We start from the raw sequence: 26,014 nt of genomic DNA on the forward strand, positions 1-26,014 counted from the left end.
GTGCTAGCGCGCCTGCAATGGCAGGCACGCGGCGAGCCATGCGGGCGGCGTTGGGGAAAGCTGCTGCGCGACGCGGGCATAGCGCCCGTCGAGCCGCGCAGCCAGATGAAAGAGTTCGGTGGCGTTTTTCGGGTCCCACTGCCCCGTGTAGCCCGGCAGGCCGGCCTCGCGGCGCTTCGCGTCGAACGGCACCGGCGAATTCACGAATTCCTCGTGGGTTTTTTCGCCGAGCGCGTACGGCACGAGCCAGTCGAGCGCGGCCGCGAGCGTCGCGCCGTTCGCGCCCCGTTCGCGCAGCCAGTTGCGGTTGAAGCGGCGCGCGGCGAGCGCGGCCGTCACCAGCGGCTGCAGGTCGTAGACCGCGTAATGCAGCGCATCGCGTTCCTCGAAATCCCAGGTCTTGCCGTCCGGGCCGATGTTGTCGGCGAGATGCTCGACGAACAGCCGCTGCGCGGCGTTCATCATCTTGCGGTCGCCGAGCGTGAACGCGGACAGCGCGATCAGCTTGATCCGGTGGCTCTGCCAGTTGTTGCGCCAGGTGCCCGTGAGCGGACGCTTCTGCGCGTCGATCTGCGCGACGTAGCCGGCGCCGAGCTTCGCGATGAACGCGGCCGTCGCGTTGCGGGTCTTCACCGGCAGCGCGCTCGCGGTCATGTCGTACGCGACGATCAGGCTTTCGAAACGCGTCTCGTCGATCGGGTTGAAGCTCGGCTGGTAGGTCGCGACCCACGCGGACAGGAAGCGGTCGACGAGCTGCAGGTAGCGCGGCGCGTTCGTCACGCGCCACGCGAGCGCGGCATCGCGCATCAGGTCGAGATCCTTCAGCGCGGCGGCACTCTGGTCGTAGATGCCTTCATGCGGCAGCGTGCCCTCGGTGTGCACGCGCGCCATCGCCTTCGGCTGCTCGCCGATGCGCGCGTCGACGCTGCGGATCAGCGCCTGGATGCCCGGCTCGGCCTGTGTCGTCTCGCTCGCCTGCAGTGCCGGCGCCGCGCAGAAATTCATCGCCGCGCGCGCGCTGCCGGACGCGCCGAGACCGGCGGCGGCAAACGACAGCGACGCGACGAGCATCGGCACGACGCGGCGCGCGCGCGGCCGCCCTTGCATTGCACCATGGCCCGGAAACATCGGACGCACCATGCGGAACTCCTTCATTGGCTGGATCGCGTGTGATGTTAGCCGGATTGGCGGACGAACGTGAACCGGTTCGAGCGGCGAACAAAAAACCGCACGCAACTCCGGGTTGCGTGCGGTGCGGTCACCATCGGGCGGCTCCTGGGCTGGCGCGCGTTATGCGTATTCCGACATCGGCACGCACGAGCAGAACAGGTTGCGGTCGCCGTAGACGTTGTCCGCGCGGCCGACCGGCGGCCAGTACTTGTTCGTGCCCAGCGACGCGACCGGGTACGCAGCCTGCTCGCGCGAGTACGCGTGCGGCCATTCGTTCGCGGTGACGACGGCCGCCGTGTGCGGTGCGTGACGCAGCGGGTTGTCCTCGCGGTCGGCGCGGCCTTCCTCGACGGCGCGGATCTCCTCGCGGATCGCGATCATCGCGGCGATGAAGCGGTCGAGTTCTTCCTGCGATTCCGATTCGGTCGGCTCGACCATCAGCGTGCCCGGCACCGGGAAGCTCATCGTCGGTGCGTGGAAGCCGTAGTCCATCAGGCGCTTCGCGACGTCGTCGACGGTGATGCCGCTCGATTCCTTGATCGGACGCAGGTCGAGAATGCACTCGTGCGCGACCAGCCCGCCCGGGCCCGAATACAGCACCGGGTAGTGCGGCGCGAGGCGCGTCGCGATGTAGTTCGCGTTGAGGATCGCGGTTTCCGTCGCGGCGGTCAGGTTCTTCGCGCCCATCATCGCGATGTACATCCACGAGATCGGCAGGATCGACGCCGAGCCGTACGGGGCGGCCGATACCGCGCCGATGCCGTCTTCTTCACGCGTGTAGCCGGTCGAACGCTGGTTCGGCAGGAACTTCGCGAGGTGCGCGCCGACCGCGACCGGGCCGACGCCCGGGCCGCCGCCGCCGTGCGGGATGCAGAAGGTCTTGTGCAGGTTCAGGTGCGACACGTCGCCGCCGAACTGGCCCGGCGCGGTCAGGCCGACCATCGCGTTCATGTTCGCGCCGTCGACGTACACCTGGCCGCCGTGCGCATGGACGATCTCGCAGATCTCGCGGACGTTCTGCTCGAACACGCCGTGCGTCGACGGATACGTGATCATGATTGCCGCGAGGTCCTTCGCGTGCTGCTCGGCCTTCGCCTTCAGGTCGGCGATGTCGACGTTGCCCTGGGCATCACAAGCGACGACCACGACCTTCATGCCGGCCATGTGCGCGGATGCCGGGTTCGTGCCGTGCGCGGACGCCGGGATCAGGCACACGTCGCGATGGGCTTCGCCGCGCGACGCGTGGTAAGCGTGGATGATCAGCAGGCCCGCGTACTCGCCCTGCGAGCCCGCGTTCGGCTGCAGCGACACGGCCGCGTAGCCGGTGGCCGCGACGAGCATCTGCTCGAGCTGGTCGATCATCTCGCGGTAGCCGACGGTCTGCTCGGCCGGCGCGAACGGGTGGATGCGGCCGAATTCAGGCCACGTGACGGGCAGCATTTCCGACGTCGCGTTCAGCTTCATCGTGCACGAGCCGAGCGGGATCATCGAGCGGTCGAGCGCGAGATCCTTGTCCGACAGGCTGCGCAGGTAGCGCAGCATTTCGGTTTCGGAATGGTGGCGGTTGAACACGTGGTGCGTCAGGTACGCGCTCGTGCGCTCGAGGCCGGCCGGCAGCGCGGGGACGCCGGCGAGGCCGGCGTCCAGCGCGTCGACGGCCGGTGCGGTGCCGCCCGCGGCCTGCGCGAACACGACGAGGAGATCGGCGAGGTCGTCGCGCGTCGTCGTTTCGTCGACCGATACGCCGACTTGCGTGTCGCTCACGCGGCGCAGGTTGATGCGCTTCGCGTTCGCGAATTCGTGAACCTGCGCGGTGCGCGCGCCGGTGTCGATCGTCAGCGTGTCGAAGAACGTGTCGTTGACGGTCGCGAAGCCGAGCTGCTTCACGCCGGCCGCGAGCAGCGCCGCGATGCGGTTCACGCGCAGCGCGATCGTCTTCAGGCCGTGCGGGCCGTGGTACACCGCGTACATGCTGGCCATGATCGCGAGCAGCGCCTGCGCGGTACACACGTTCGACGTCGCCTTCTCGCGGCGGATGTGCTGTTCGCGCGTCTGCAGCGCGAGGCGCAGCGCGGGCTTGCCCTGCGCGTCGACCGTCACGCCGACGAGGCGGCCCGGCATCTGGCGCTTGAATTCGTCACGCACCGCGAGATACGCGGCGTGCGGGCCGCCGAAGCCCATCGGCACGCCGAAGCGCTGCGTGTTGCCGATCGCGACGTCCGCGCCCCAGTCGCCCGGCGGCGTGAGGACGGTCAGCGCGAGCAGGTCGGCCGCGACGACCACGTGGCCGCCGGCTGCGTGGATCGCTTCGGTGAGCGCGCGGTAGTCGCGCACGTCGCCGTTCACGCCCGGGTACTGCAGCAGCACGCCGAATGCATTCGCTTGCGCGGCGTCGGCGGCCGGGCCGGTCTTGACCTCGATGCCGACCGGCAGCGCGCGCGTGCGGATCACTTCGAGCGTTTGCGGCAGCACGTCGTCGGCGACGTAGAACACGTTCGATGCCGGCTTGCCGGTGCGCTGCAGCAGCGTCATCGCTTCGGCGGCGGCGGTGGCTTCGTCGAGCAGCGACGCGTTCGAGATCGCGAGGCCGGTGAGGTCGGCAACCATCTGCTGGAAGTTCAGGAGCGCCTCGAGGCGACCTTGGGAAATTTCGGGCTGGTACGGCGTGTAGGCCGTGTACCACGCCGGGTTTTCGAGCACGTTGCGCAGGATCACGGCCGGCGTGTGCGTGTCGTGGTAACCCTGACCGATATACGAGCGGAACACCTGGTTCTTGTCCGCGAGAACCCGCAGCGCGGCGAGGGCTTCGGCTTCGCTCTTCGGCTGCGCGAACGGGCCGAGCGGCAGCGTTTCGGCGCGGCGGATCGAGGCCGGGATCACGGCGTCGATCAGGGCGGCGCGCGTCGGGAAGCCGAGCGTGTCGAGCATGGCCTGCTGGCTGGCGGCGTCGGGGCCGATGTGGCGTTCGGCGAACGCGTCGTGCGTTTCGAGCGCGGCGAGCGAGAGGGGCGTGCGGTTCATCAGGCGGTCCGGGTGTTCGAGCTTCATGGCGTGACTCTGGTTCCGCGCGCGCCGAGCCGGCGCCGCGCGGATCGGGTAGGGAAATTAGTCGATCAGCTTGCTGTATGCGTCAGCGTCGATCAGCTTGTCGGTCGACGCGCCGGCCGCGAGCTTGATCTTGAACAGCCACACGCCGTACGCGTCGCTGTTCACTTCTTCCGGCGAATTGGCGGCATCTTCGTTGATCGCGACGACCTCGCCGGACACCGGCGAGTAGATGTCGGATGCGGCCTTCACCGATTCGACGACGCCGACGGCGTCGCCCGCCGTCACCGACTTGCCGACTTGCGGCAGTTCGAGGAAGACGATGTCGCCGAGCGTGCTCTGCGCGTGATCGGTGATGCCGACCGTCAGCGTGCCGTCCGCCTCGGTGCGGATCCACTCGTGTTCGTCGGTGTATTTCAGATCGGCCGGGACGTTGCTCATCGGATGCTCCTGGATAAAAGGGTGTGTTCGTTATGCTGGCGCGCCGCCTGGGCGCGCCGGGTGTGGTGTTGCGCCGGGCGCCATCTCCCGGCTTCCCGGGAGGCGGGCCTCCCGGCCGTTACGCAGCGAGGACCTTGCCGTTGCGCACGAACGGCAGTTTTACCACGCGCGCGGGAAGATTCTTGTCTCGAATTTGCACCTGGACCAGGTCGCCGATCTGGACGGCCGCCGGCACGCGCGCGAACGCGATCGATTCCTGCATCGACGGCGAGAACGTGCCGCTCGTGATCTCGCCTTCGCCGTGCGGCGTGACGACTTTCTGGTGCGCGCGCAGCACGCCGCCTGCCTTGCCGTTTTCCTTCTGCAGGATCAGGCCGACGAACGCGGCGCGGGTGCCGTTGGCTTCCAGTGCGGCGCGGCCGACGAAGTCGCGCGGCGCGGAGAGATCGACCGTCCACGCGAGGCCCGCGTCGAGCGGCGACACGGTGTCGTCCATGTCCTGGCCGTACAGGTTCATGCCGGCCTCGAGGCGCAGCGTGTCACGCGCGCCGAGCCCGCACGGGCGCACGCCGTTTTGCTGCAGCGCGTTCCACAGCGCTTCGACGTGCACGGCCGGGACGATCACTTCGAAACCGTCTTCACCGGTGTAGCCGGTGCGCGCGACGGTGAGATCGCCGAACGGCGTGCCGGCGACCTGCGCGGCGTTGAACGGTTTCAGTTCGCTGGTGGCGGCACGCGCGGCGGGCACCGTCGCCCAGGCTTTTTCGCGGGCGTTCGGGCCTTGAACGGCGATGATCGCGAAATCGCGGCGCGGCGCGATCGTGACGCCGAAGCCGCCTTGCTCGTTCAGCTGGTTGAACCACGCGATGTCTTTCTCGGCCGTGCCGGCGTTGACGACGACGCGGAAGAATTCTTCGGTGAAGTAGTAGACGATCAGGTCGTCGATGACGCCGCCCTGCGGATTGAGCAGGCACGAGTAGAGGGCCTTGCCGGGCGTCTTGAGCTTGCCGACGTTGTTCGCGATCGCATGCTCGAAGAATGCGCGCACGCGGCTGCCGGTGAAATCGACGACGCACATGTGCGACACGTCGAACATGCCGGCGTCGGTGCGCACGGCTTCATGTTCTTCGATCTGCGAGCCGTAGTTGACGGGCATGTCCCAGCCGCCGAAATCGACCATGCGGGCATTGAGCGCGCGGTGCGCGGCGTTGAGCGGGGTGTGATTCAGTGCAGTCATCGAGGCCTCAGGCAAGGCGCTTGCGCGCGGATCAGAACGGCCATGTGCCGACCACCGCGGCCGATGGCCTGCGAGCGATCCGGTACATGCCCCTCTGTCCTCGATACCTGAGAGATTGCGCTGCCGGCCAGGCCTGGCGAACGCGCGCCCCTTCGGTGGGCAGCTTGCCCGCGCAGCGGATGCGCTGCGGGCTACTGCCGCTCTCCAGAGTGCGGGGAGAGTGTGGCCCGCGCAATGCGCGGACGGGATTCCCCGACGCGGTCGGTCCTTTTGCCTGAGAGTTTGCGGGTGTGCCCCTTCGGCGGCGCAACCGGCTGAAACAGCCCGGTTACACGCTCTCCCGACGCGTGCGGGCGACTGTACGCGAGCGGGTGGGCCTTGTCAATTTGAGCAAAAGAATGTCGCTTCGCGACAAGCGGCGGCAACCGGTGCCACCGCTTTTTCCGCTCCGGCGGGTGCCGGGGCGTTACTCGCCGATCGCGCGCGCGGCCGTGTCGAGTTCCTGGTTCAGCACGCGCTGCTCGTCGCCGGACAGGCCGCCGCTGTGTTGCGCGGACATGTCGTTCGATTCCTGGCGGATCACGTCGAGGCGATGATGCAGCTGCGCGCCGTACGGCGGCGGGTAGTAGCCGCCGTTCACGCGCGCATCGATGCGGCGGTGCAGGTTGTCGATCCGGCCCTGGATCTGCTGCATCCGCTCGTTCGCGACGACCTGCGGATTCGGCCGCGGCGGGGGCGCCGGGCGGACCGGCTGCTGCGGCTGCACGATACAGGCCGCAAGCGAGGAAACCAGGGCGCAGCACACTGCTGCGCGAATCAACCGTTGCATCAACATTCTCCTGACGGATTGGTGTCGGATCGACTTTTTTGAGAAACGCATCAGACCAGTCTGCCGCTGACTTTCGTTCCCCCGGCATTTGTAACCGAATGTTCCGGCTGATCCCGATGCACCGGCGCCGGCCGGCCGCGACCGGCCGGTGCGCGGTGTCAGATCGTGCGGCGCACGAACGGCAGCCGGCGGCCGTCGTGCTCGCTCTGCGCGGCGAGCTCGATGATCGTCATCACGTCGACGGCGTCCTGCGCGGTGACGGGGAACGGCGCGCCGTCGCGGATCGACGCGGCGAGCGCGCGGTAGAACTCCGCGTACTGGCCATCGAGCGTCGGCACCGGGCGCTCGACCTCGACTTCGCCGTCGAGCACGCGCAGCAGGCCGGGCGGGTTGCCGCCGCCGAATTCGACATCGTCGGCGGTGAGGCCGGCCTTGAGCTGGTCTTCCTGCGTGTCGAGCCCGAACTTCTGATAGCTGCCGCGCGTGCCGTGCAGCGTGAAGCGCGCGGGTTCGATCGCCGACAGCGCGCTCGCATGCAGCGCGACGTCCTTGTCCGGATAGCCGAGCTGCAGGTGCACGAAATCGGGCGCCGTGCCGTTGTCGCGGCGCGTCTTCACGGTCGCGCTCACCGTTTCCGGCAGGCCGAACAACGCGAGCGCCTGGTCGATCAGGTGCGGGCCGAGGTCGAGCAGCAGGCCGCCGCCGCGAGCCGGCTCCTCGCGCCAGCGCGTGCGCGGCGTCGGACGGAAGCGGTCGAAGTGCGACTCGAAACGGGTGATGTGGCCGAGCTCGCCCGACTTGACGATGTCGCGCACGGTGAGGAAATCGCCGTCCCAGCGGCGGTTGTGGAACGGCGCGAACAGCCGGCTGCGCGCGTTCGCGAGCCGCGCGAGCGCGAGCGCCTCGTCGGCGGTGAGCGTCACGGGCTTGTCGACGACCACGTGGCGGCCTGCTTCGAGCACCTGGCGCGCAAGCGCGAAGTGCGTGTCGTTCGGCGTGGCGATCACCACGCACTCGATGTCGTCGAGGCCGAGCAGCGTGTCGAGATCGGGGACGACGCGCGCGCCCGGATACGCCGCCTGCGCGCGATCGGGCTGACCCGTCGCGATCGCGGCGACTTCAGTGCGGCCGCTCGTGGCGATCACGGGCGCGTGGAACGTCGCGCCGGCGAAACCGAAACCCATCAAACCAATCCTGAGCAATGACGACATGGCAATTCCTGGCTGCGAAGGAAACTAAAGGATGGCGCGCCGGGACGGCGCGTAGACGACCGGCTATTTTGGCATGGCGCCGCCGCTTGCACCGGCGCGTTCGGGCGAAATGCGCGATGCGATGCGGCGCTTGCGCAAGGCAAGCCGGCATTTGCGCAGGCCGGGTGGCCGCGCGAGCGGGGTTTGCCCGCCTGCGCCCGTGCAATGAACGGCTGCCGCAGGGGCGCCGCCCGGCGTCATAGGGTTGCCCGCTGCCGCACGGCGGCGGCGACCTGCGCCGCCCACACCGCGCAGGCCGTTGCGCCGGGGTGGAAGCCGTCGGCGGCCATCAGGTGGCGCTCGAGCGGCAGCTCGACGCGCAGGAACGTGCAGTGCGGCTGCGTGGCGGCCCACCCGGCGAGCGCCGTGTTGAGCCGCTTCGCGCGCAGCCCGAGATACCACGCGAGCGGCTGCGGCAGCGCCGGAAAGCGCTCCATCGGCGGCACCGCCGACAGGATCGCGTGCCCGACCCGGAAGCGCGCGGCGAGCAGCCGGACGAGCTCGGCCTGCTGCGCCTGCCAGCGGGCCGGCGGCACGCCGCCCGTCACGTCGTTGACGCCGAGCGACGTGACGGCCACGTCGAACGGCTCGGCCGGCTCGGCGGCGAGCCAGTCGACCAGCTCCCGCGTGGTCAGGCCGGTGCGCGCGAGCAGCTTCCAGCTCACGCGATGGGTGGCCGCGAGCGCGCTCGCCAGCTGCCCGGACAGCGCGTCGCGCTGCGTCGCGACGCCGACGCCCGCCGCGGCCGAATCGCCGACCACCAGCACGCGCAGCGGCGGGCCGTCGCCCGCCACGCCGTCGCGCGGGCCGGCCGCCTCGGGCAGCCGCGGCGTGACGCGGCGCACGTAGCGCCCCTGCGCGAACAGCAGCGGGCCGAGGGCGGCGGTGGCGAACGGGTATCCCATGATGTCGATCCGGTGGTGGTGCAAGTGAGGCAAACGGGCCGGCGCGGGGCGGCGCCGGAGTGGACGTATTGTGGCCGATCGGTGCGCGAACGGGGCCGGATTGGCCGAACGGACAGGGGGCGGCCGGCCGGTCGGCCCGCGCAGCCCCGCCCGGCGGCGCTCCCGAAAAGCGCGCCGCCGACGTGTTAACATGCGCGTCCTGCCCGCGTGTCCGCCTGCTTCGCCAGCCCGCCGCGCACGGCATCCTCCCGGCGTTCCGCCGTCAACCGCAACACCATCCGTCATCATGTCCGCAGGCCTGAATCCCGCCCAGAACGAAGCGGTGCGCTACCTCGACGGTCCCTGTCTCGTGCTCGCCGGCGCGGGCAGCGGCAAGACCCGCGTGATCACGCAGAAGATCGCGCACCTGATCGAAGCGAAAGGCTTCGAGCCGCGCCACATCGCCGCCGTCACGTTCACGAACAAGGCGGCCGCCGAAATGCGCGAGCGCGTGTCGAAGCTGCTCGAGGGCAAGACGCTCACCACGCCCGGCAAGGAAGGCCGCAAGGTGCCCGTCAACCAGCTCACCGTCTGCACCTTCCACTCGCTGGGCGTGCAGATCCTGCGCCAGGAGGCGGAGCACGTCGGCCTGAAGCCGCAGTTCTCGATCATGGATTCGGACGACTGCTTCGGGATGATCCAGGAGCAGATCGGCACGACCGACAAGGGCCTGATCCGCAAGATCCAGAGCACCATCTCGCTGTGGAAGAACGGCCTGATCATGCCCGACGAGGCGATGACGATCGCGGCCAACGAGGACGAGCACCAGGCCGCGCTGGTCTACCGCAACTACGTCGCGACGCTGCATGCGTACCAGGCGGTCGACTTCGACGACCTGATCCGCCTGCCGGCCGAACTGTTCGCGAAGAACGAACAGGTGCGCGACCGCTGGCAGAACAAGCTGCGCTACCTGCTGATCGACGAGTACCAGGACACCAACGCGTGCCAGTACGAGCTGCTGAAGCTGCTCGCCGGCCCGCGCGCGGCGTTCACGGCGGTGGGCGACGACGACCAGGCGATCTACGGCTGGCGCGGCGCGACGCTCGAGAACCTCGCGCAGCTCGGCAAGGATTTCCCGAAGCTGCACGTGATCAAGCTCGAGCAGAACTACCGGTCGACGGTGCGCATCCTGACCGCCGCGAACAACGTGATCGCGAACAACCCGAAGCTGTTCGAGAAGAAGCTGTGGTCCGAGCACGGGATGGGCGATTCGATCACCGTCACGCCGTGTAACGACGAGGAGCATGAAGCCGAATCGGTCGTGTTCCGGCTGTCCGCGCACAAGTTCGAGCGGCGCGCGCAGTTTCGCGACTACGCGATCCTGTATCGCGGCAACTTCCAGGCGCGGATCTTCGAGCAGGTGCTGCGTCGCGAGCGGATTCCGTACGTGCTGTCGGGCGGCCAGTCGTTCTTCGACAAGGCCGAGATCAAGGATCTGTGCGCGTACCTGCGGCTGATCGCGAACGCCGACGACGATCCCGCGTTCATCCGCGCGGTCACCACGCCGCGCCGAGGGATCGGCAACACGACGCTCGAAGCGCTCGGTTCGTTCGCGGGCCAGGCGAAGGTGTCGCTGTTCGAGGCCGTGTACATGGGCGGGATCGAGGCGCGGCTGTCCGCGCGCCAGGTCGAGCCGCTGCGGATGTTCTGCGACTTCATCCAGCGCCTGACCGAGCGTGCGGACAAGGATCCCGCCACCGCCGTGCTCGACGACATGATGGAGGCGATCCACTACGAGGCGTACCTGTACGACGCGTTCGACGAACGGCAGGCGCAGTCGAAGTGGCAGAACGTGCTCGAATTCCTCGAATGGCTGAAGCGCAAGGGCACCAAGCCCGAGACGGAAGCGGTCGATGGCGAGGCGGAAGGTTTTCACAACGCGGACGGGCTCGCCGATACCGGCAAGAACCTGCTCGGCCTGATCCAGACCGTCGCGCTGATGTCGATGCTCGAGGGCAAGGACGAGGATCCCGATGCGGTGCGGTTGTCGACGGTCCACGCGTCGAAGGGGCTCGAGTATCCGCACGTGTTCCTGGTCGGCGTCGAGGAAGGCATCATGCCGCACCGCGGTGGCTCCGAGGACGACGGCCCGATCGACAACGAGCGGATCGAGGAGGAGCGCCGGCTGATGTACGTCGCGATCACGCGCGCGCAGCGCAGCCTGCACCTGAACTGGTGCAAGAAGCGCAAGCGGGCGCGCGAGACGGTCGTGTGCGAACCGTCGCGCTTCATCCCGGAGATGGGGCTCGACGATGCGCCGCCGCCCACGCCGGAAGAGGCGCCGATGTCGCCGAAGGACCGGCTCGCGAGCCTGAAGGCGTTGCTGCAGAAGTGACGCCGAGCGTTCCGGCTGAGCGCCTGCAAAACGAAACCCCCGCGATGCGTGAGCGTCGCGGGGGTTTTTTACTGACGGCCGGGTGCGGTTACTTCGACGCGTTGACCATGTAGTCGACGGCGGCCTTCACGTCGGCGTCCGACGCGTTCGACCCGCCCTTCGGCGGCATCGCGCCCTTGCCGTGCAGCGCGTAGTTGTAGACCGTATCCATCGAGTCTTTCAGGCGCGGCGCCCAGTCTTCCTTGCTGCCGAACTTCGGCGCGCCGAGCACGCCCGCCGCGTGGCAGGCCTGGCAGGTCGACGTGTACAGCGCCTTGCCGGCGTCGGCGCCGGCCGGGGCGGCCGCTGCCGCGGGCGCTTCACCGGCCTTCGGGATCGCGGCGATCGCGGCCTGGGCCGCGGCGACTTGCGCGCTCGCGGCGTCGGCCGCGCCCGACGCGGCTGCGGCGCCGCTGGCGGGTTGCGCCGCGTTGGCCGCCGGCGCGGCCGGTTCGGGGAAGTTCGCGCCGTCGTTGTTCGCCATGTAGACGATCGCACGGGCGATTTCATAGTCGCTGACGTCGTCGGGGCTCGTGCCGCCGCGCGGCGGCATCGCGCCCTTGCCGGCCAGCGCCGTCTTCAGCAGCGTGTCGAAGCCTTGCGAGATGCGCGGCGCCCAGTCGTCCTTGTTGCCGAATTTCGGCGCGCCGGCGGCGCCCGTGCCGTGGCAGGTCACGCAGACGGCCTTGTAGACTTCCTCGCCGGTCTTGAACGTGCGGGGCGCGTTGGCGTCCTTCACGTCGACCTTCGCGAGCGGGGCGACACGTGCGGCGACCTGTTCGTCGGATAGCGCGTCCGTGCCGGCGCCGGAACGGAACGCATGGTTCGCATAGTTGGCGAACAGGACGATCAGGATGATCGGAATCGCGAACGACGCGATGATGACGGCAATCAGCTGCCCGGGGGTTTTGACGGGAGATTCGTGGGGTGCTTCGCTCATGCTTGCCTCGTCTCCGTGAATAGGAATTGTGAGCGCGGTGCAACGGCAAATGGCAGTCCAATGAAGCCCGGTCGATTATAGACGGAACGTTTACATCACGGCGAGCGGTGCGAAGGCGCGTGTTTACCCGCACGCGGCCCGGCCCGGCGGGGATTCGTCGGGCAAGGTGGACGCGTCATGGGAAACCGGGTATCCTTGCCGTCTTGCCAATCGTGGGCGGCCTGTATATTGGGGTCGCTTCACTGTCACAGGCGCCCGTAGCTCAATGGATAGAGTACTGCCCTCCGAAGGCAGGGGTTGCTGGTTCGATCCCAGCCGGGCGCGCCAAGCCTATCAAGGCTCTCAGCGGTTTTCTCCGTTCGTCGCATTGTCTCGTTGCAGCTGAATTGCAGCTGGCACCGGCACGGGCTCGGCCGTCAGCGGCGTGACCCATTGCGCGAGGTGGTCGGCCGACAGGTGCGCGTACCGCTGCACCATTTCCATCGTCTCCCATCCGCCCAGCTCCTTGAGCACCTGCAACGGCGTGCCGCGCTGCACGTGCCAGCTCGCCCACGTATGACGCAGGTCGTGCCAGCGGAAATCGCTCAGGCCGGCACGCTGCAGCGCCTTGGCCCAGGCGGCCGTCGCAGTCTGGTAGACCGGCCGGCCGCGATAGGTGAACACGCTGTCCGCGCATTCCGGCGCCCGCGGGTTCGCGTGCTGGCGGCGCAGCACGGCGATCGCGGTTTCCGAAAGCGGCACCGTGATGGCCTTGCGCGCCTTCGCCTGGTCGGGATGGATCCACGCGACGCGCCGCGCGAGGTCGACTTGCGACCACCGCAGCCCCGTCACGTTGGCGCGGCGCAGGCCGGTCTCGAGACTGAAGCGCGCCATGTCGGCGAGATGCGCGGGCAGTTCGGCGAGCAGCCGCTCCGCTTCGGCCGGGGTCAGCCAGCGGATGCGTTTCGAGACGATCTTCGCGCGTTTCGTGACCGGCGCGCGCTCCAGCCATTCCCATTCGACTGCCGCATTCAACACCGACTTCAGCACGCCGATCACGCGACGCACGGTGCCGTCGCTGACGGCCCGGTCGGTCTCGACGATGCCGTGCCGGGTGCGCACCGTACGCGGCTCCTGGCGCTTCGCGAGCGCGATCGCGTCGACGCGGTTCCGGTCGATATCGACGAGCGCGACGCCGGACAGGTGCCGGTCGAGCCAGCGCAGGTGAATCTTCGACGTTTCCAGGCTGGCAAGCCCCGCGCGTTCGCCGACGTAGCGTACGACCGCGTCGTTCCACGAATGGCGCGGCTTCGTGCCGAGCCGCGCCTGGTTCCACAGGTCGACCTTCAGCCGGTCGTGGAATTCCTGGGCCTGCGCTTTGTCGCGGGTGCCAGTGCTTCCCTGTACCGGCGGTCCGCCGCCAGGGGGGTACAGCTTGTATTGCCAGTTCGGGCTGGTCTTGCGCTTGTAGAGCGACATGGGCGGGTTTCCTCTTGCTGATCGTGATGGGCGACGGGCGGGAGCCATTCGCCGGCGAGGTAGCGCTGCAGGGCGGCGACGGAAAAGATCCAGCGCTTGCCGACCTTGCGGCCGGGCAGCGCGCCGGCCCGGGCCTTCAGGCGCACCGTTTCGGGATGGGCGCCGAGCAGTGCCGCGGCGCCGGCCAGGTCGACGGTGGCCGGATGCGCGCTGTCGGCAGGCCGCGCGCCGGGCGGGCACGCAGCGCAACTCGTGGAAGGGTGGTTTGCGTGTGAAGAGTGCATAACACGTTGATGTTCAAGCGTTTTGTTGGCCATCGGTTGCCATCATTCAGGCGTGGCGGCCGCGTGGAACCCGTGGCGCGAACTCGCTGCCTCGCCGGCGACCGATGGCAATGCGGCTCCGACTCGTGGCGCGCGATGGCGGCTCGTCGCAGCGGCTTCCCGGTTCTCTTTCTTCTTTTTCTTCAATGAGTTGAAGAGAGAGAAAGAAGAAGGGGCTGCCGCCGGCGCGCCAGCCGGACTCGTGGCAAAAGCGGCATGACACGTGGCGAACCCGGCGTGAGGCAGGGCGGCAGTTTCCTCAGGAATCAAGGGCTTGCGAGCCGTCACCCCCGATAACCACCACTCGCGTGCGCTGCCTGCCGGCTCCCGACGGGCGCCGCCGCACGATGACGGGCCGGACAGGGCGCGGCTCATGCGCGGCCGCCCTGCAGCGCGTCGGTCGCCAGGTCCTCGCGCACCGACACGTGCAGGCCGAATGCGGCCAGGCGCTCGAGCGACACCGGCGTCAGGTACGGCACGCGACGCATGTAGATGCGGCGCTCGACCTCCTTCTCGCCGACCACGACGCCCGCGTGCTTGAGCTGCGCCTTGAACACGCGGTCGGACTTCACCGGCAGGCCGTTCCACTTGTCGCGCAGCGCGCTCGTGTGCGCGAGGTGATCCATCACGTGCCCGGTGCGCAGCAGCAGGCAGAATTCGCCGTCGACGGTGTCGAACGTGTACGGATGCTTGTAGTTGCCGCCGTCGATTTCCGACAGCACCGTTTCCATGATCCAGACCCACGGCTCGCGGTCGGCGCTGGTTTCGGCGACGTGCCCGTTCATCTCGGCGATCAGGTCGCGCGGGAACTCGCCTTCGCTCGGGTCCATGCCGGCGAATTCGCACAGGTAGCGCCACGCGAGCCCGATCGCCGCGTAGTTGCCGGCCATGCGCCGCGCGCCGTCGTCCTCGCCGCTCGCGCGGCAGCCGGCGAGCGCCTGGTCGCGCAGCGTCGCGTACTGGTCGAGCGCGGTGCGCCGGTCGAGGCCGGTCAGGAACTCGAGCCATTGGCGGACCGGGAAGCGCGGCAGGTCGTCGGGCAGCAGCGGCCCGCGCTTGCCGGTCAGCGTCGTGCGCACGAGCTTGCCGAGCAGGCTGCGCACCGGCACGTCCTCGCCGGCGAGCATCACCGGCGCGCACAGCAGGTATTCCGTCATGTCGGTGCCGCGCCGCGTCACCGTGTACTGGTAGTTCTCCTGCAGCAGCCCGACCGCCTTGTCGATCACGTCCTGCCGCCGTGCCGACAGCTCTTCCCAGCCGACCGGATGGCTCGTGTGACTGATGCTGGTCAGCAGGCGGAATTCGGTCTGCAGCGACTGCCCCGAGAACATCGTGAACGCGAGCGAGCGCTCGAGCCGCTTGATGAGCGTCGACTTGCCCGCGCCCTTGTTCGCCTGGACCGTCAGATGCGGCCAGAAGCCGAGCAGCGCCTTCAGGTGGCCGCCGAGCGCCCACACGAGCGGGATCGTCGCGGCGTTCTGCCGGAACGTCGTCTGGTAGGCAGCGATCACGCGGCGCGCGTCGCTCACCGGGCCGCCCGGGAACGTGAGGTTGTGATACGGGCACTGCTTGTCCGCTTCGGTGAAGTAGCAGTCGGGGCCTTCGTTGACGATCAGCCGCCCGTCGCGCCATGCGAGGCCGACGAAGTTCGCGGCGCGGCGCGCGCCGAGGTCGGCGCCGCGCTCGAGGATGTTCACCATCCGCTTGAACGGCGCCGGCGCCCAGATCGGGCCGAACTTGCTCCACTGGTCGACGTTGTGCAGCTGGTCGTCGAGCATCACGCGGCGGATCAGCTGCGCACCGTGCCGCGGCGCCTGCACCGACACGGCGAAGTAGACGGTGGGCGCCTGGTCGGCGTCGCCCGTCATCGTCGACGTCGCGCTCGCGACGGCCACGCGGCTGATGCCGGCGATGCGGAAGCCGCACAGGTCGGTCATCACGGGCGTCTCCACGCCGGATTCCTCGTTGCGATCCATCTTGGTGATGTAGTTCGTGAAGTCGGGCCGCACGCGAAACCGCCAGTACTGCGCGAAATCGTGCGCCGGCAGGAAGATGCGCGGCCGGCCGCGGCGCGACGCGTCGCCGGGCAGGCCGGCGACGAGCCACGGCTCGAGCTGGTCGAGCGCGCGCGCGAGGTCGGCCGGGCCGCGCAGCTGCAGGTAGTCGTTCACGTCGTTGATCGGCGTGCGCGCGGCGTCGCCGTCCGCCAGATCCGCCAGCCAGTCCGACTGGTCGACCAGCACCGCGCTGATGTCGAGCGCGGTCAGCCGTTCGTGGAGCGCCCACGCGGCCTCCGGCCCGGGGCGCTGCCCGGCGCGCGGGTGGCCTTCCGCGAACGGCTCGTCGTTGTCCAGGCAGATCGTGACCTGCTTGCCGCGCAGGAACGTGAAGTCGATGCGCTCGACGTTCGCGAGGCCGCGCAGCGCCAGCGCGGCCGTGCCGGGCAGCGCGCACGTGTCGATCGACAGCGCGTTGATCGCGCTTTCGACGATGATCACGCGTTTCGCACGGTCGAGTCGGCGCGCGTCGGCGGTCCAGCCGTAGCCGGCCTTGTCGCCCTGGGTCTGCGTCTTGACGCCGCCGTTGAGCGCGGGGTCCACGTAGCGCATGTCGACCGCGACGACGCCCGCATCGCCCGGCGCGCGCACCACGAACGCGGCGGCGGGGCCGCCGTGACCGACGTCGCCGGCGGCGATCTTCGGGCTCGTCCACGTATTGAAGCCGAGCGTGCGCGCCGCGAACGCCGCGTCGAGCGCCGCGGCGGAGATGCCGCGGCCGCCGAGGTAGTCGCGTACACGCTCGCGTTCGGCCGTGCAGCGGTCGGCGATGTATTCGACGGTGGATTTCTCGCGGCGCTCGGCGGGTGCCGGGCGCTCGGACGGGAGACCGTAAGCGTCGTGGAGATAGCGGACGGCGTCGGCCACCGTGCCGCCGCGCGCGTGGATCACGAGGTCGATGCACGAGCCGCCGGCGTCGGCGCTGTGATCGCGCCAGCCGGTGCCGTACTTCGGGTGATTCGCATAGATCGACAGCGACGGGCTCCGGTCCGCGTGCTGCGGCGAGTGATAGAGCGCGCGGTCGCCGCCGCGGCCGCGTTTCAGGCCGAGGCGGCCGGCGAGGTCATGCAGGTCGATGTGTCGTTTCAGTTCGTCGATCGAGGCCATATCTTCGTCATTGCTGCCGTTCGGGTTGCGGTGATGCGGGCGGCGCGGGATGGCCCGTCGTGGCCGGTGAATGGGCGAGCGCGCGCAGCGCGGCGGCGGATTGCGGGAAACCGAGCGCGAGGCGATCGGCGAGCGCCGACACGAAGCGGCCGAGCGTGCGTTGCCGCTCGGGGCTGTCCGGCGGGGCGTCGAAGCTCAGCGTGTCGGCGGCCGCCGCGATCGCGGCGCGCAGCGCGGCGTCATGCGGCGCGGGTTCGGTGGCGTAGCGGTTCATGGGCGCGCCTCCTGGTAATAGACCCGTACGCATCGCGCAGGGTGGCGGACCATCGCCGGGCGGGCGGGGCATCGAACGGCGCGGCCCGCTTGGATCGGGATCATGAGGTGTCCTTTTCAATGGCAAAGGCGATCCCTCGCGCCGTTCAGGCACGATGCGAGGGAAACGCGGGAACGAGGGGTTAGGGCGTCAGACGGGCAGCTCGAGTTGCGCTGCCAGGCGTTCGCGGACGTGCGGCGAAAGCGGCAACTGCAACGCGAGGTTCGGGACGGCGGACGGCGACAGCGTACGGGCGAATTCCATGTTGACGACGTACGTGTGGCCGCACTCCGGGTTCGCGCACTGGAACGTGATTTCGCGGAACGTCAGCGACATTTCGCGGCTGCTGCGCGCGGTGGCGCGGGTGCGGCAGTGCGGGCAACGGTTCAGGATTCGCATGGGGTCGTGCTCCGGGCGAGAGTCTGCGCAGGGCCGGACGGGCAGCGGGCTGCGCGGGCGATCCGGCTGCATCGCTGGCCGATCGGCGGATGGTTGCGGGCGCGCGCGCAGTTCACAATCGACGTTGCGGGCACGGACGGTCGGGCGCGTTCGACGGTGCGGAACATGAGGGCGCCCGGTTCAACGGCCGGCGGTGCGCGAGCGCGGCGCCGCGATCGCGCGCAGGTGGCTCGTGCCGATGCGGATCAGTTCGCGCGCCATGCTGGAGATCGAGCGATTGCGCTGCGCGGCGAGCTGCTCGAGCTCGCCCCGCTCGACCGGCGTCAGCCCGACGTAGACGGGTTTGTCCGACATCGTGCCGCGCGGCGAACGGCGCGGGCCTTGGGGAGTAGTCATGGTCGGTATACTTTGTCGAGATAGTCTTGCGTTACGGTAAGGCCAGTGTAATGAGCAAAAAACAGCGCGTCAATTGTTAATGGGTAATTTATGACACAAATCGGGAGTCGCTTGCGGGACGAGCGCTTGCGGATCGGGCTCAGCCAGGATGAGTTTGCGACCGTGGGCGGTGTCGCGAGGCGCTCGCAGTCGGCGTACGAGTCGGATGAGCGCTCTCCCGACGCGTCCTATCTGCTGGCCGTTCGCGAGATCGGTGTCGATATCGGCTACGTGCTGACCGGCGAGCGGTCCACGGCAGGCGAACCGGCGTCGGCGGCGGGCGGCCGCGACGCGGACGAAGCCGACGTGCTGGCCATGTACCGGCAGCTCAACGACGCCGGCAAGGCGTCGCTGCACGCGTTTCTCGCCAGCTGCATCAGCACGGGCGCGATGGTGCAGGCAGCGCCGGCGCGGCGCGCGAAGCGCCTGCCGGAGAATCGCCGGGCGGCACTCGATCAGCGCACGGCGGAAAACGTCGAGCGCGCGATGGCCGAGGTCGAACGGCTGAAGTCCGAGCGCGCGGCGAAGCAACCGAAGAAATGAGCGGCCGCGCGGCCCGGCGCACGCGGCCACACGCTGCCCGATCCGGGCCGCAGCGCATGCGGCGGCGCGGGCGGCCCATCCCCTTTCCGTTTCCCTGATTTCACGGCGGTGCGCCGAGCGCGCCGCGCAAGCGCATCGGATAAAATCGGACGAATAACTGTATATCCATACAGTATTGGTTTAGCATTCTGAAAGCCGGAGAGCTGGCGGCGGGGCGTTCCGAGGCGACCCGTCGTGTCAGGCGGCCCCCGGTGGATGACTGAGTTTGCGGAGACCGGAAAAATGGACACCAACAGGAAGCACGACATCGGGACGATCGGCGCGTCGGCGCGCGCCGACCATCGCGCGGACCCGCGCGGATCGACGATGGGCCCGCCGCGATATCGTCCGAACCTGACCGACGACGAGCGGGCCGACGCGCACGCAAAGATCGACAGCGCGATGCTGTCGGTCGGGCAGGTGCTCGAGGCCGCGCTGCAGGCGATGGCCAATCTGCGCGATGCGCGTGCCACGTTGCAGCAATGCGGCGACGCGCGGGACACGCGCATGACGCTCGGCGGGCGTCAGCAATCGAGCTGAACCGCCGCAACGCATCCCCGCCGGCCGGTATTCGCTCCGGCCGCCGCATCGAATCCGAGCCGCGCACCCTGCGCATTGCCTCGCCCCGCCCACCGGGATCCTGAGTTCGTCACCGCGATCGCCGGCACGCGATCGCGTGCCGGGCATCGCGGCCCTGGCCGTTACTTCACCCGTCAGCGCTTGCCGGTTCGACCCGACTGCTTCGGCGCATCGCGTACCTCGAGCTCGAGCGCGGTCGTGAACCCGCCGTCGCCGATCGTGTGCGTCGCCTTCTTCACGAGCCACGGCGTCTCGTCGATTTCCGGCTTGAACCCCGTCACGGTGACGGGCATTTCGGGAAACAGTTCGGGCCGGCCCAGTGCGAGCGTGTAGCTCAGCGTCGACTGGCCGCGCTGCGTGCGCGCATAGTCGGCTTGCGCGGCCGCCCGGGCCTCGGCTTCCGTCGCGTAATCCTCGGGCAGCACCTTGACGTTCTTGCCTTTTGCGTCGCCGACGACCACCGACAGCCGCCGCGCGCTGCCGTTCGAGTGATAGTGCGCGCGCACCGATGTGTAATCGTCGCGCTGCGCGATGTGGTAGCGATGCTGGTCGCCGCTCGCGCGGGTGATGGCCAGCACGTCGAGCGGCTTGCCGCTGACGGTTTTGCCGCTGCCGATCGGCATGAACAGCAGGCGCTTGTCCTTCACGGTCATCACCGCGTCGTAGCGCCTGGCGAGGCGCGTCAGGAACGACATGTCGGATTCCTGCGTCTGGTCGACATGGTCGATCCGCGTCGCGGCGAGCGTGGCGTCGACGGCGGCCGTGAGCCCATGGCGCGTCGCGATGGTGCGCACGATCGCGCCGATCGTCTGCCGGTGCCAGCTTTTCTCGCGGCGCTCGTGCATGCCCTTCGTCATCGATGCCGAGCGCGCGCGGATCGTGATGACGTCCGGTGCGCCGCCGTGCTCGACTTCGTCGACCGTGAACGCGCCCTTGTCGACGAGCGGCTCGCCGACCCAGCCGATCGACAGCTTGATGCTCGCGCCGCGCTTCGGAATCGCGAACGTGCCGCGCGCGTCGTCGAGCACCAGGTCGAGCATGTCGGCCTCGTCCGCGCGCGATTCCGACAGCGACAGGCTGATGAGGTTGGGCGCGATCAGGCGCGACAGGTCGCGGCCGTCGAGCGTGATCCGATAGTCGGCCTGCGGCTGCACGCGGCCCGCGCGGGCCGGCGCTTCGCCCGGCTTGCGTTCCAGCGTGCTCATTGCTCGTCCGCTCCGCTTTCGTCGTCCTGCTGCGGCTCGGCCAGCACGCCGTCGTCGACGCGCTTGAGCGTCAGCGTGAACGCGATCTTGCGCGCGATCCCTTCCTTCGTGTGATACGTGGCCGTCTCGTTGAGGCTGTCGATCACGTACGCGCCGTACACGTTGCCGTTCCCGTCGACGAGCACGTAGGCGTCGCCGGCGTCGCCCATCCGGGCGAGCGCCTCGATCGACGCGATCTCGCCGATGCCGTTGTCGGGGGCGACGATGCCGGACAGCGTGATCGTGTCGTCGCCGGCGCCGGTGAACTGGCTCGCATCGCGCACGCCGATGCGCGAGCTGGTGCGGTGCTTCCAGTTGCGCTGGCGCTGGAGCTCCTGGTACGGCGTGGTCGCCAGGCTGAAAACGAACTGGTCGAGCGACATCATCATGGGCGGGTTTCCTTCTGCGAACGATCAATCGGACAGGCGCGAGCCGGCGCGCGACGCCTTCGCGCGTTCGGCGCGTTCGAGCTCGGCGCGCACCATGCGCGCGATCTCGGCCGCGTCGGCGCCGGGCGGCGGCGCGATGTTGATGGTGACGGGGCCGCTCGCGGGCGCGGCGCTGGCGGCAGCGGCGGCCGGCGCCGTGAGCGGCGCGCGGTAGTCGAGCGACAGGTTGTAGCGCTCGAGCGGAGCGGCGGCGGCGATCGCCGGGCTCGCGGCGAACGCGGGCGGGCCGACCAGCGCGGCGGTGGTCGTGAGCGCGGCGGCGGTGCGGGCCATGAGTGACGGGGCGCCGGCCGTGGCGTCGTCGGGCGTGGTCGAAGCCTTTATGCCGAGTTTTTCCTTGGCCCAGTCGCGCATCGAACTGCCCAGGCCGCCGACCGTCTCCTTCACCGCGACGAAGCGGCTCTTGATGCCGTCGACGAGCCCCGACACCAGGCTGGCGCCGATCTCCTGGAAGCGCGTGCCGATGTCGCCGAACCAGTCGCCGATGCCGCCGATCGCGGTCTTCACCCACTCGACGGTGGCGTCCCATTTCGCGGTGATCCAGTCGCCGGCCGCGCCGAACGCGCCCTTGATGGTTTCCCACAGCGCGATGAACTTCGGGCCGAGCGTGTCCCATTGCTGCCAGACGTAGACGGCGGCCGCTGCAATCAGGCCGATCACGAACATCACCGGATTCGCCATCGCCAGCCGGCCGAGCACCATGAATGCCTGCCCGACGAGCCTGAACGCGCCGACGATCGACGTCGCGAAGCGGAGCACGTTCACCGACCCGAGCACGTTGCCGAAGACGCTTGCCAGCGTGCCCACGACCGTGAGTACGCCACCCAGCCCGGCGAAAGTCGTGGCGAGGATGCGGGTGGCCGTGCCGTGTTCGCGCACGAACTTCACGATCTTCCCGAGCACGGAGGCGGTGACGTCCAGCGCCGCGTTGTACATCGGCGTGATCTTCTCGCCGATCTCGAGCTTCAGGTCGCGCAACTGCGCGAGGACGATGAGCTCGCGGCCCGCGGTCGAATCCGCGGCCTTCGCCCGCATGCCGGTGATGCCGTCGGCGGCGGCGCTCTGCCGCTCGGTGTCGTTGATCTGCTCGCGCTGGTCGTACATCGTGGTGAGCAGGTTCCCCGCGGCCTTGTCGGGAAACAGTTTCGCTAGTTCAGCCTTGACCTTGTCGGGGCTCGTGATGCCCTTGGCGGCGAGCTTCGGCAGCAGCACCTTTTCAAGCCATTCGAACGGCGACGCCTGCAGCATGTCGCTGCCCGCCAGTGCGCCCGGCTTGAGCCCGGCGATCGCACCGTTCTTCCGGTGCGTGAGCCCTTTCGGATCGACGAGGCCGAGCGCCGCCAGCCGTCGCGCGGCGAGTGCGGACGCCTTGCCCTCGAGGGCGCTGCCGGACAGGGCGGCCAGGCCTGCGCCGGCCGATTTGCCGCCCAGCTTTTCGATGAGCGGCTGCATCTGGTAATAGAACGCGTCGGTGCGCAACTTCTTGGCCGCGTTGCCACCCGATTCGGCGAAGTTGTTCCACTCGTCGCCGCTGACCTTGCCGCCGGTCGCCGTCTGCATCTTTTGCACGATGTTTGCCTCGGCGGGGAACGCCGCGTCATCCTTCGTGCCGCCGCGCAGGTCGATCACCTTCACCATGCTCATGAACTGGTCGACGTTCTTCTTCGCGTCCTCCTTGCCGTACAGCGCCTCGTTCGCGAATTTCATGGTCTCGAGCAGAGGCATGACGACCCGTGCGCGTTGCTCGTCGCCGCCCACCGCCGATAGCGACTCGCGCATCAGGCTCAGGTTGTCGATGGTCGACAGCCCCGGGGCCTGCTGCGCGCGCGCGAACTTCACTGCGTCGGCCGACGCACCCGCCGCACGCATGCGCAGTGTTTCGCTTTCGGCCTGCTTCGCGGCGTCGAGCGGATCGGACAGGATGCCGAGCATGTTCTTGCCGACGCCCTTGACCGTCTCGCCGCGCTTCGCCCACTTCTCGCCGACGCCGCGCAGCGCGTCGATCCTGGCGCGCCGGGCGTCGGCTTGCTGCTGGCGACGGGTGTCGTATCCGCGCACCCCCGCGTCGATCATCGACGCACGCGACGCCATCGTCGCGCGGAGGTTGCGCTCGTCCCGCGACAGGTTGCGCGTGTCGATGCCCGCGCCGGCGAGCTGCGTGCGCATGGCTTGTACGCGGCCGGCTTGGTAGTGGTGCGCGGACGCCAGGTTCTCGGCCGCGCGTTGCGCCTTGTTGAAGTCGCTGATCATCTGTTGCGACGGCGAGCGGGTCGCGCGCAGCGACTGGGCGAGCGTGTCGACGCGTGCGCGTGCCGCCGAGAGATCCGATGCCGTCGTGGCGAGGCCCTTGCGCATCTCGCGAAACTCGCCGATGCGCTTCTGCGTCTTCGCCATGTCATCCAGCTCGCGGCGGGTCGCCCGCAGCGAATCGGCCAGCCCCTTGTTGCCGGTCAGCATCATCTGCAGGGGCTTCGTCATGTTGTCGACCATGTCGAACATGACGCGCAGTTTCGTGGTGTTGTCCATCGTCGATCGTTTCGCTCATTGGGCGCCGGCGCGTACTCGGGCGCGCTCGCGCCAGTCCATCAGCTCGGCCAGGCTGAAGGCATCCATCACGGGCGGTGTCCAGCCGAACACCGTCGCGATGTCTGCCATCGGGTCTTCTACGCGGTCTGGGAGGCCAGTCGGGATTTCACGGCCTTCGGCATCAAAAAACCGGCGAAGATGCCTCCCAGCTGCACGAGGTCGGCGGGGTCGATGTTGGCGACGTCGACTTCGGTCAGCATCGGCGAGCTGATGCGCGGCAGCACTTTCGACAGCGCGACGACGTCGAGGCTGACGAGGTCGGACAGCGATACGCCGCGCAGTTCGCCCGATTTCGGCTTGCGCAGCGTGATCGACGTGATCGTCTGATTGCCGCGCACGAGCGGCGTGTCGAGCGTGTGGGTGGCCGGATCGTCCTGGTCGGGCGCTGCGACGGCGGCGGCGGACGCATCGGCCTGCGAGTCGTTCGCGGCCGGGTCGGGTTGCATCGGATTCATGGTGGTCCTGTCGGTGATCAAGCGGGGGAAGGGCGGGGAAGGGCCCGGCCGGGGTGACCGGCCGGGCGGCGGATTACAGGCCGATCGCGTTGCGCAGTGCCGCGAACAGGTCGTTGCCGTTGACCTTCTCGATCATGTTGACGAAGTCGATCTCGATCACGTCCTGGCCGTTCACGGACAGCTTGTAGTAGCTGGCGACGGTCGTGACCTTGAACGCGGTGTCTTCCTTCGACTTCGCGGTGCCCGGGTCGATTTCGCTGTGGCGGCCGCGGATCACGATCTCGATCGCGTCGACGTTGGTCGAATCCTCGGACTGGTAGCCGCCGGCGAAGCGCAGCAGCACGCCGTCGTGCTTCGTGATCGCGTATTGGCCGAGCACGGAGCGCATGAAGCCGCCGCAGGTCCATTCGAGCTGGATCCCTTCCTGCCCGAAGTCGACCTTGATCGGGCCGCTCATGCCGCCGCCCTGGTAGTCCTCCATCTTGCGCGTGAGCTTCGGCAGCGTGACTTCGACAACCTGGCCGACGAAGTTCTCGCCGTTCTGGAACAGGTTGAATCCCTTGAGTTTGCGAGGCATACCCATCGTGTTTGACTCCTGGTGAGGCCGGTCGTTACGCGCTGACGCGCGCGGCGAAATCGGCGAGGTAACGGTCGGTGATGCGCTGGCGCAGCATCAGGTTTTCGAGCGGCGGCACCGGCGTGTATTCGTAGTCGAGATACGCCTTGCCGGACTTCAGCACGTCGGTCGTGTTCGGCTCCGGGTCGTACCAGGCCGAGCCGCCGATCAGGTAGCCCTGCGAGATCCATTCGCGGAACTTGGCGTTGATCGTTTCGATGATGTCGCGCGGCAGCGACGGGTTGAGCGGGCCGTCGATGATGGCCATCTGCGCTTCGGCGATCGAATCGGCGATGACCTGCGCGGTGCGCGTGTAGTTCTCGAACGCGAACAGCGGGTCATCCGAGCACGTGCGCGAACCCCAGAAGCGGAAGCCGTTGCGGTTCACGAGCGTCGTCACGTCCTGCTCGTTGAGGAAGCCCGCGTCCGTCGCCGGATCCTGCAGGTCCCACGACACGTCGGCGCTGATGCCGGTGACGCCGTTCACGCCGACGTTCGACAGCGTCTTGTGCCAGCCCGTGTCGTTGTCGATCTTCGCGCGCAGGCCGGCCGCATACGCGGTGGCCGGCACGACGACCGTCTTGTTGGTCGTGTCGTCCCACGCGAGGAAGTCCGGCCAGACGACCATCAGTTCGCGCTGGCTGAACTGCTTGCGATAGGCGACGGCTTCTTCCTTCGTCTTGCAGCCGTTGGCCGACACGTAGGCGAACGCGCGCAGCGACTGCGCGACCGACGCGAGCGCCGCGGCGACGGGTTGCGTGTCGAGGCCCGGCGTCGCGAGGATGCGCGGCTTCACGCCGAAGCGCGCCTGCGCGCCGAGCAGCGCCTTCATGCCGGTGTACTTGCCGTCGGCGGTGACGGTGCCGATCACGTTGGTCGCCGTCTCGGCGGCGTCCTTGCCTTCGGCGACGCGCACGACGATCGTGACGGGCTTGGTCTGCCGGCCGATCGCATCGAGCGTGCGGCGCAGCGTGCCGTTGGTGCCGGCCTTGCCGAGCGCGGCAACGACGTTGGTCAGCAGGACGGGCGTGTCGAGCGGGAAGGCGGTGGCATCGGCATCGGACGCGGTGCAGACGATGCCGACGACGGCCGTCGACACGGTGCGGATCGGGCGCGAGCCCTCGTTGATTTCGATGACGCGTACGCCGTGGTGATAATCCTGCGGCATGGTGTGTGGCTCC

At 68.8% G+C, this 26,014-nt stretch carries 24 protein-coding genes, 1 tRNA gene and 2 riboswitches; of the genes, 4 read left to right on the forward strand and 21 right to left on the reverse strand.

Going from position 1 to position 26,014, the window contains the following annotated elements; translation table 11 throughout:
• Positions 1–3: 3 nt before the first annotated feature.
• From CFB47_RS00765 to CFB47_RS00795, 7 genes are all read right to left on the reverse strand, one after another.
• On the reverse strand, positions 4–1,140 hold the full coding sequence (locus tag CFB47_RS00765; protein ID WP_071335544.1) for an alginate lyase family protein: 1,137 nt from the start codon (positions 1,138–1,140) through the stop codon (positions 4–6).
• Between the two features lie 150 nt (positions 1,141–1,290).
• On the reverse strand, positions 1,291–4,218 hold the full coding sequence (gene gcvP, locus CFB47_RS00770; protein ID WP_089460266.1) for an aminomethyl-transferring glycine dehydrogenase: 2,928 nt from the start codon (positions 4,216–4,218) through the stop codon (positions 1,291–1,293).
• Between the two features lie 57 nt (positions 4,219–4,275).
• Positions 4,276–4,656, reverse strand: coding sequence for a glycine cleavage system protein GcvH (gene gcvH, locus CFB47_RS00775; RefSeq protein WP_089430428.1), 381 nt, complete (start codon positions 4,654–4,656; stop codon positions 4,276–4,278).
• A 118-nt stretch (positions 4,657–4,774) separates the two neighbouring features.
• On the reverse strand, positions 4,775–5,893 hold the full coding sequence (gene gcvT / locus CFB47_RS00780; protein WP_089438953.1) for a glycine cleavage system aminomethyltransferase GcvT: 1,119 nt from the start codon (positions 5,891–5,893) through the stop codon (positions 4,775–4,777).
• A gap of 84 nt (positions 5,894–5,977) precedes the next feature.
• A riboswitch (glycine riboswitch) is annotated at positions 5,978–6,111 on the reverse strand.
• A 33-nt stretch (positions 6,112–6,144) separates the two neighbouring features.
• Positions 6,145–6,246: riboswitch (glycine riboswitch) on the reverse strand.
• A gap of 113 nt (positions 6,247–6,359) precedes the next feature.
• Positions 6,360–6,722, reverse strand: a complete 363-nt coding sequence (locus tag CFB47_RS00785) for a hypothetical protein (protein ID WP_039351336.1) — start codon at positions 6,720–6,722, stop codon at positions 6,360–6,362.
• A gap of 158 nt (positions 6,723–6,880) precedes the next feature.
• Positions 6,881–7,933, reverse strand: a complete 1,053-nt coding sequence (locus CFB47_RS00790) for an oxidoreductase (protein ID WP_089460267.1) — start codon at positions 7,931–7,933, stop codon at positions 6,881–6,883.
• 236 nt (positions 7,934–8,169) lie between these two features.
• Positions 8,170–8,877 (reverse strand): SGNH/GDSL hydrolase family protein, encoded by a 708-nt coding sequence (locus tag CFB47_RS00795; protein WP_089460268.1) that lies wholly within the window; start codon positions 8,875–8,877, stop codon positions 8,170–8,172.
• 286 nt (positions 8,878–9,163) lie between these two features.
• Between CFB47_RS00795 and CFB47_RS00800 the strand changes: the two genes are divergently transcribed.
• On the forward strand, positions 9,164–11,251 hold the full coding sequence (locus CFB47_RS00800; protein ID WP_071335374.1) for a UvrD-helicase domain-containing protein: 2,088 nt from the start codon (positions 9,164–9,166) through the stop codon (positions 11,249–11,251).
• 88 nt (positions 11,252–11,339) lie between these two features.
• Here the strand turns inward: CFB47_RS00800 and CFB47_RS00805 are convergent, their stop codons facing one another.
• A complete protein-coding gene (locus CFB47_RS00805; protein ID WP_089460269.1) occupies positions 11,340–12,230 on the reverse strand; it encodes a cytochrome c5 family protein in 891 nt (296 codons plus the stop codon).
• 251 nt (positions 12,231–12,481) lie between these two features.
• Between CFB47_RS00805 and CFB47_RS00810 the strand changes: the two genes are divergently transcribed.
• A tRNA-Arg gene (locus CFB47_RS00810) sits at positions 12,482–12,557 on the forward strand.
• Between the two features lie 15 nt (positions 12,558–12,572).
• Here CFB47_RS00810 and CFB47_RS00815 read toward each other — a convergent pair.
• The 6 genes from CFB47_RS00815 to CFB47_RS00845 all read right to left on the reverse strand — a co-directional run bounded on the left by CFB47_RS00815 (position 12,573) and on the right by CFB47_RS00845 (position 18,283).
• Positions 12,573–13,643, reverse strand: coding sequence for a site-specific integrase (locus CFB47_RS00815; protein WP_256946682.1), 1,071 nt, complete (start codon positions 13,641–13,643; stop codon positions 12,573–12,575).
• The gene (locus CFB47_RS41600; protein ID WP_089430432.1) at positions 13,556–14,005 is read right to left on the reverse strand and encodes a helix-turn-helix domain-containing protein; all 450 of its coding nucleotides are present in this window, start codon (positions 14,003–14,005) and stop codon (positions 13,556–13,558) included. Before CFB47_RS41600 ends, CFB47_RS00815 begins: the two co-directional genes overlap by 88 nt.
• 377 nt (positions 14,006–14,382) lie before the next feature.
• Complete coding sequence (locus CFB47_RS00830; protein WP_089460272.1) at positions 14,383–17,175, reverse strand: toprim domain-containing protein; 2,793 nt, start codon at positions 17,173–17,175, stop codon at positions 14,383–14,385.
• Between the two features lie 7 nt (positions 17,176–17,182).
• Positions 17,183–17,449 carry a hypothetical protein gene (locus CFB47_RS00835; RefSeq protein ID WP_089460273.1) on the reverse strand — a complete coding sequence of 89 codons (267 nt, stop codon included), beginning with the start codon at positions 17,447–17,449 and terminating at the stop codon, positions 17,183–17,185.
• Between the two features lie 189 nt (positions 17,450–17,638).
• Entirely contained in the window at positions 17,639–17,887 is a 249-nt protein-coding gene (locus tag CFB47_RS00840) for an ogr/Delta-like zinc finger family protein (protein ID WP_048251455.1), read from the reverse strand.
• Positions 17,888–18,067: 180 nt separating this feature from the next.
• The gene (locus CFB47_RS00845) at positions 18,068–18,283 is read right to left on the reverse strand and encodes a hypothetical protein (RefSeq protein ID WP_089460274.1); all 216 of its coding nucleotides are present in this window, start codon (positions 18,281–18,283) and stop codon (positions 18,068–18,070) included.
• Between the two features lie 90 nt (positions 18,284–18,373).
• On the opposite strand from CFB47_RS00845, the gene CFB47_RS00850 reads away from it, so the two are divergent.
• Positions 18,374–18,865, forward strand: coding sequence for a helix-turn-helix transcriptional regulator (locus tag CFB47_RS00850; protein ID WP_143330787.1), 492 nt, complete (start codon positions 18,374–18,376; stop codon positions 18,863–18,865).
• Between the two features lie 282 nt (positions 18,866–19,147).
• Entirely contained in the window at positions 19,148–19,444 is a 297-nt protein-coding gene (locus CFB47_RS00855; protein WP_089460275.1) for a hypothetical protein, read from the forward strand.
• Positions 19,445–19,617: 173 nt separating this feature from the next.
• On the opposite strand, the gene CFB47_RS00860 is transcribed toward CFB47_RS00855, so the two are convergent.
• The 7 genes from CFB47_RS00860 to CFB47_RS00890 all read right to left on the reverse strand — a co-directional run bounded on the left by CFB47_RS00860 (position 19,618) and on the right by CFB47_RS00890 (position 26,001).
• Positions 19,618–20,688 carry a phage late control D family protein gene (locus tag CFB47_RS00860; RefSeq protein WP_089460276.1) on the reverse strand — a complete coding sequence of 357 codons (1,071 nt, stop codon included), beginning with the start codon at positions 20,686–20,688 and terminating at the stop codon, positions 19,618–19,620.
• Positions 20,685–21,116 carry a phage tail protein gene (locus CFB47_RS00865; RefSeq protein WP_069246823.1) on the reverse strand — a complete coding sequence of 144 codons (432 nt, stop codon included), beginning with the start codon at positions 21,114–21,116 and terminating at the stop codon, positions 20,685–20,687. Before CFB47_RS00865 ends, CFB47_RS00860 begins: the two co-directional genes overlap by 4 nt.
• 24 nt (positions 21,117–21,140) lie before the next feature.
• The gene (locus CFB47_RS00870) at positions 21,141–23,702 is read right to left on the reverse strand and encodes a phage tail tape measure protein (protein ID WP_089460277.1); all 2,562 of its coding nucleotides are present in this window, start codon (positions 23,700–23,702) and stop codon (positions 21,141–21,143) included.
• Between the two features lie 15 nt (positions 23,703–23,717).
• Positions 23,718–23,831, reverse strand: coding sequence for a GpE family phage tail protein (locus CFB47_RS00875; RefSeq protein ID WP_006484104.1), 114 nt, complete (start codon positions 23,829–23,831; stop codon positions 23,718–23,720).
• Between the two features lie 8 nt (positions 23,832–23,839).
• Complete coding sequence (locus CFB47_RS00880; RefSeq protein ID WP_179258942.1) at positions 23,840–24,208, reverse strand: phage tail assembly protein; 369 nt, start codon at positions 24,206–24,208, stop codon at positions 23,840–23,842.
• Positions 24,209–24,290: 82 nt separating this feature from the next.
• Positions 24,291–24,800, reverse strand: coding sequence for a phage major tail tube protein (locus CFB47_RS00885; protein ID WP_048251463.1), 510 nt, complete (start codon positions 24,798–24,800; stop codon positions 24,291–24,293).
• 28 nt (positions 24,801–24,828) lie between these two features.
• A complete protein-coding gene (locus CFB47_RS00890; protein ID WP_089460279.1) occupies positions 24,829–26,001 on the reverse strand; it encodes a phage tail sheath protein in 1,173 nt (390 codons plus the stop codon).
• Between the last annotated feature and the right edge of the window lie 13 nt (positions 26,002–26,014).

The sequence above is a fragment of the Burkholderia sp. AU27893 genome, assembly GCF_002223205.1.
Classification (GTDB): domain Bacteria; phylum Pseudomonadota; class Gammaproteobacteria; order Burkholderiales; family Burkholderiaceae; genus Burkholderia.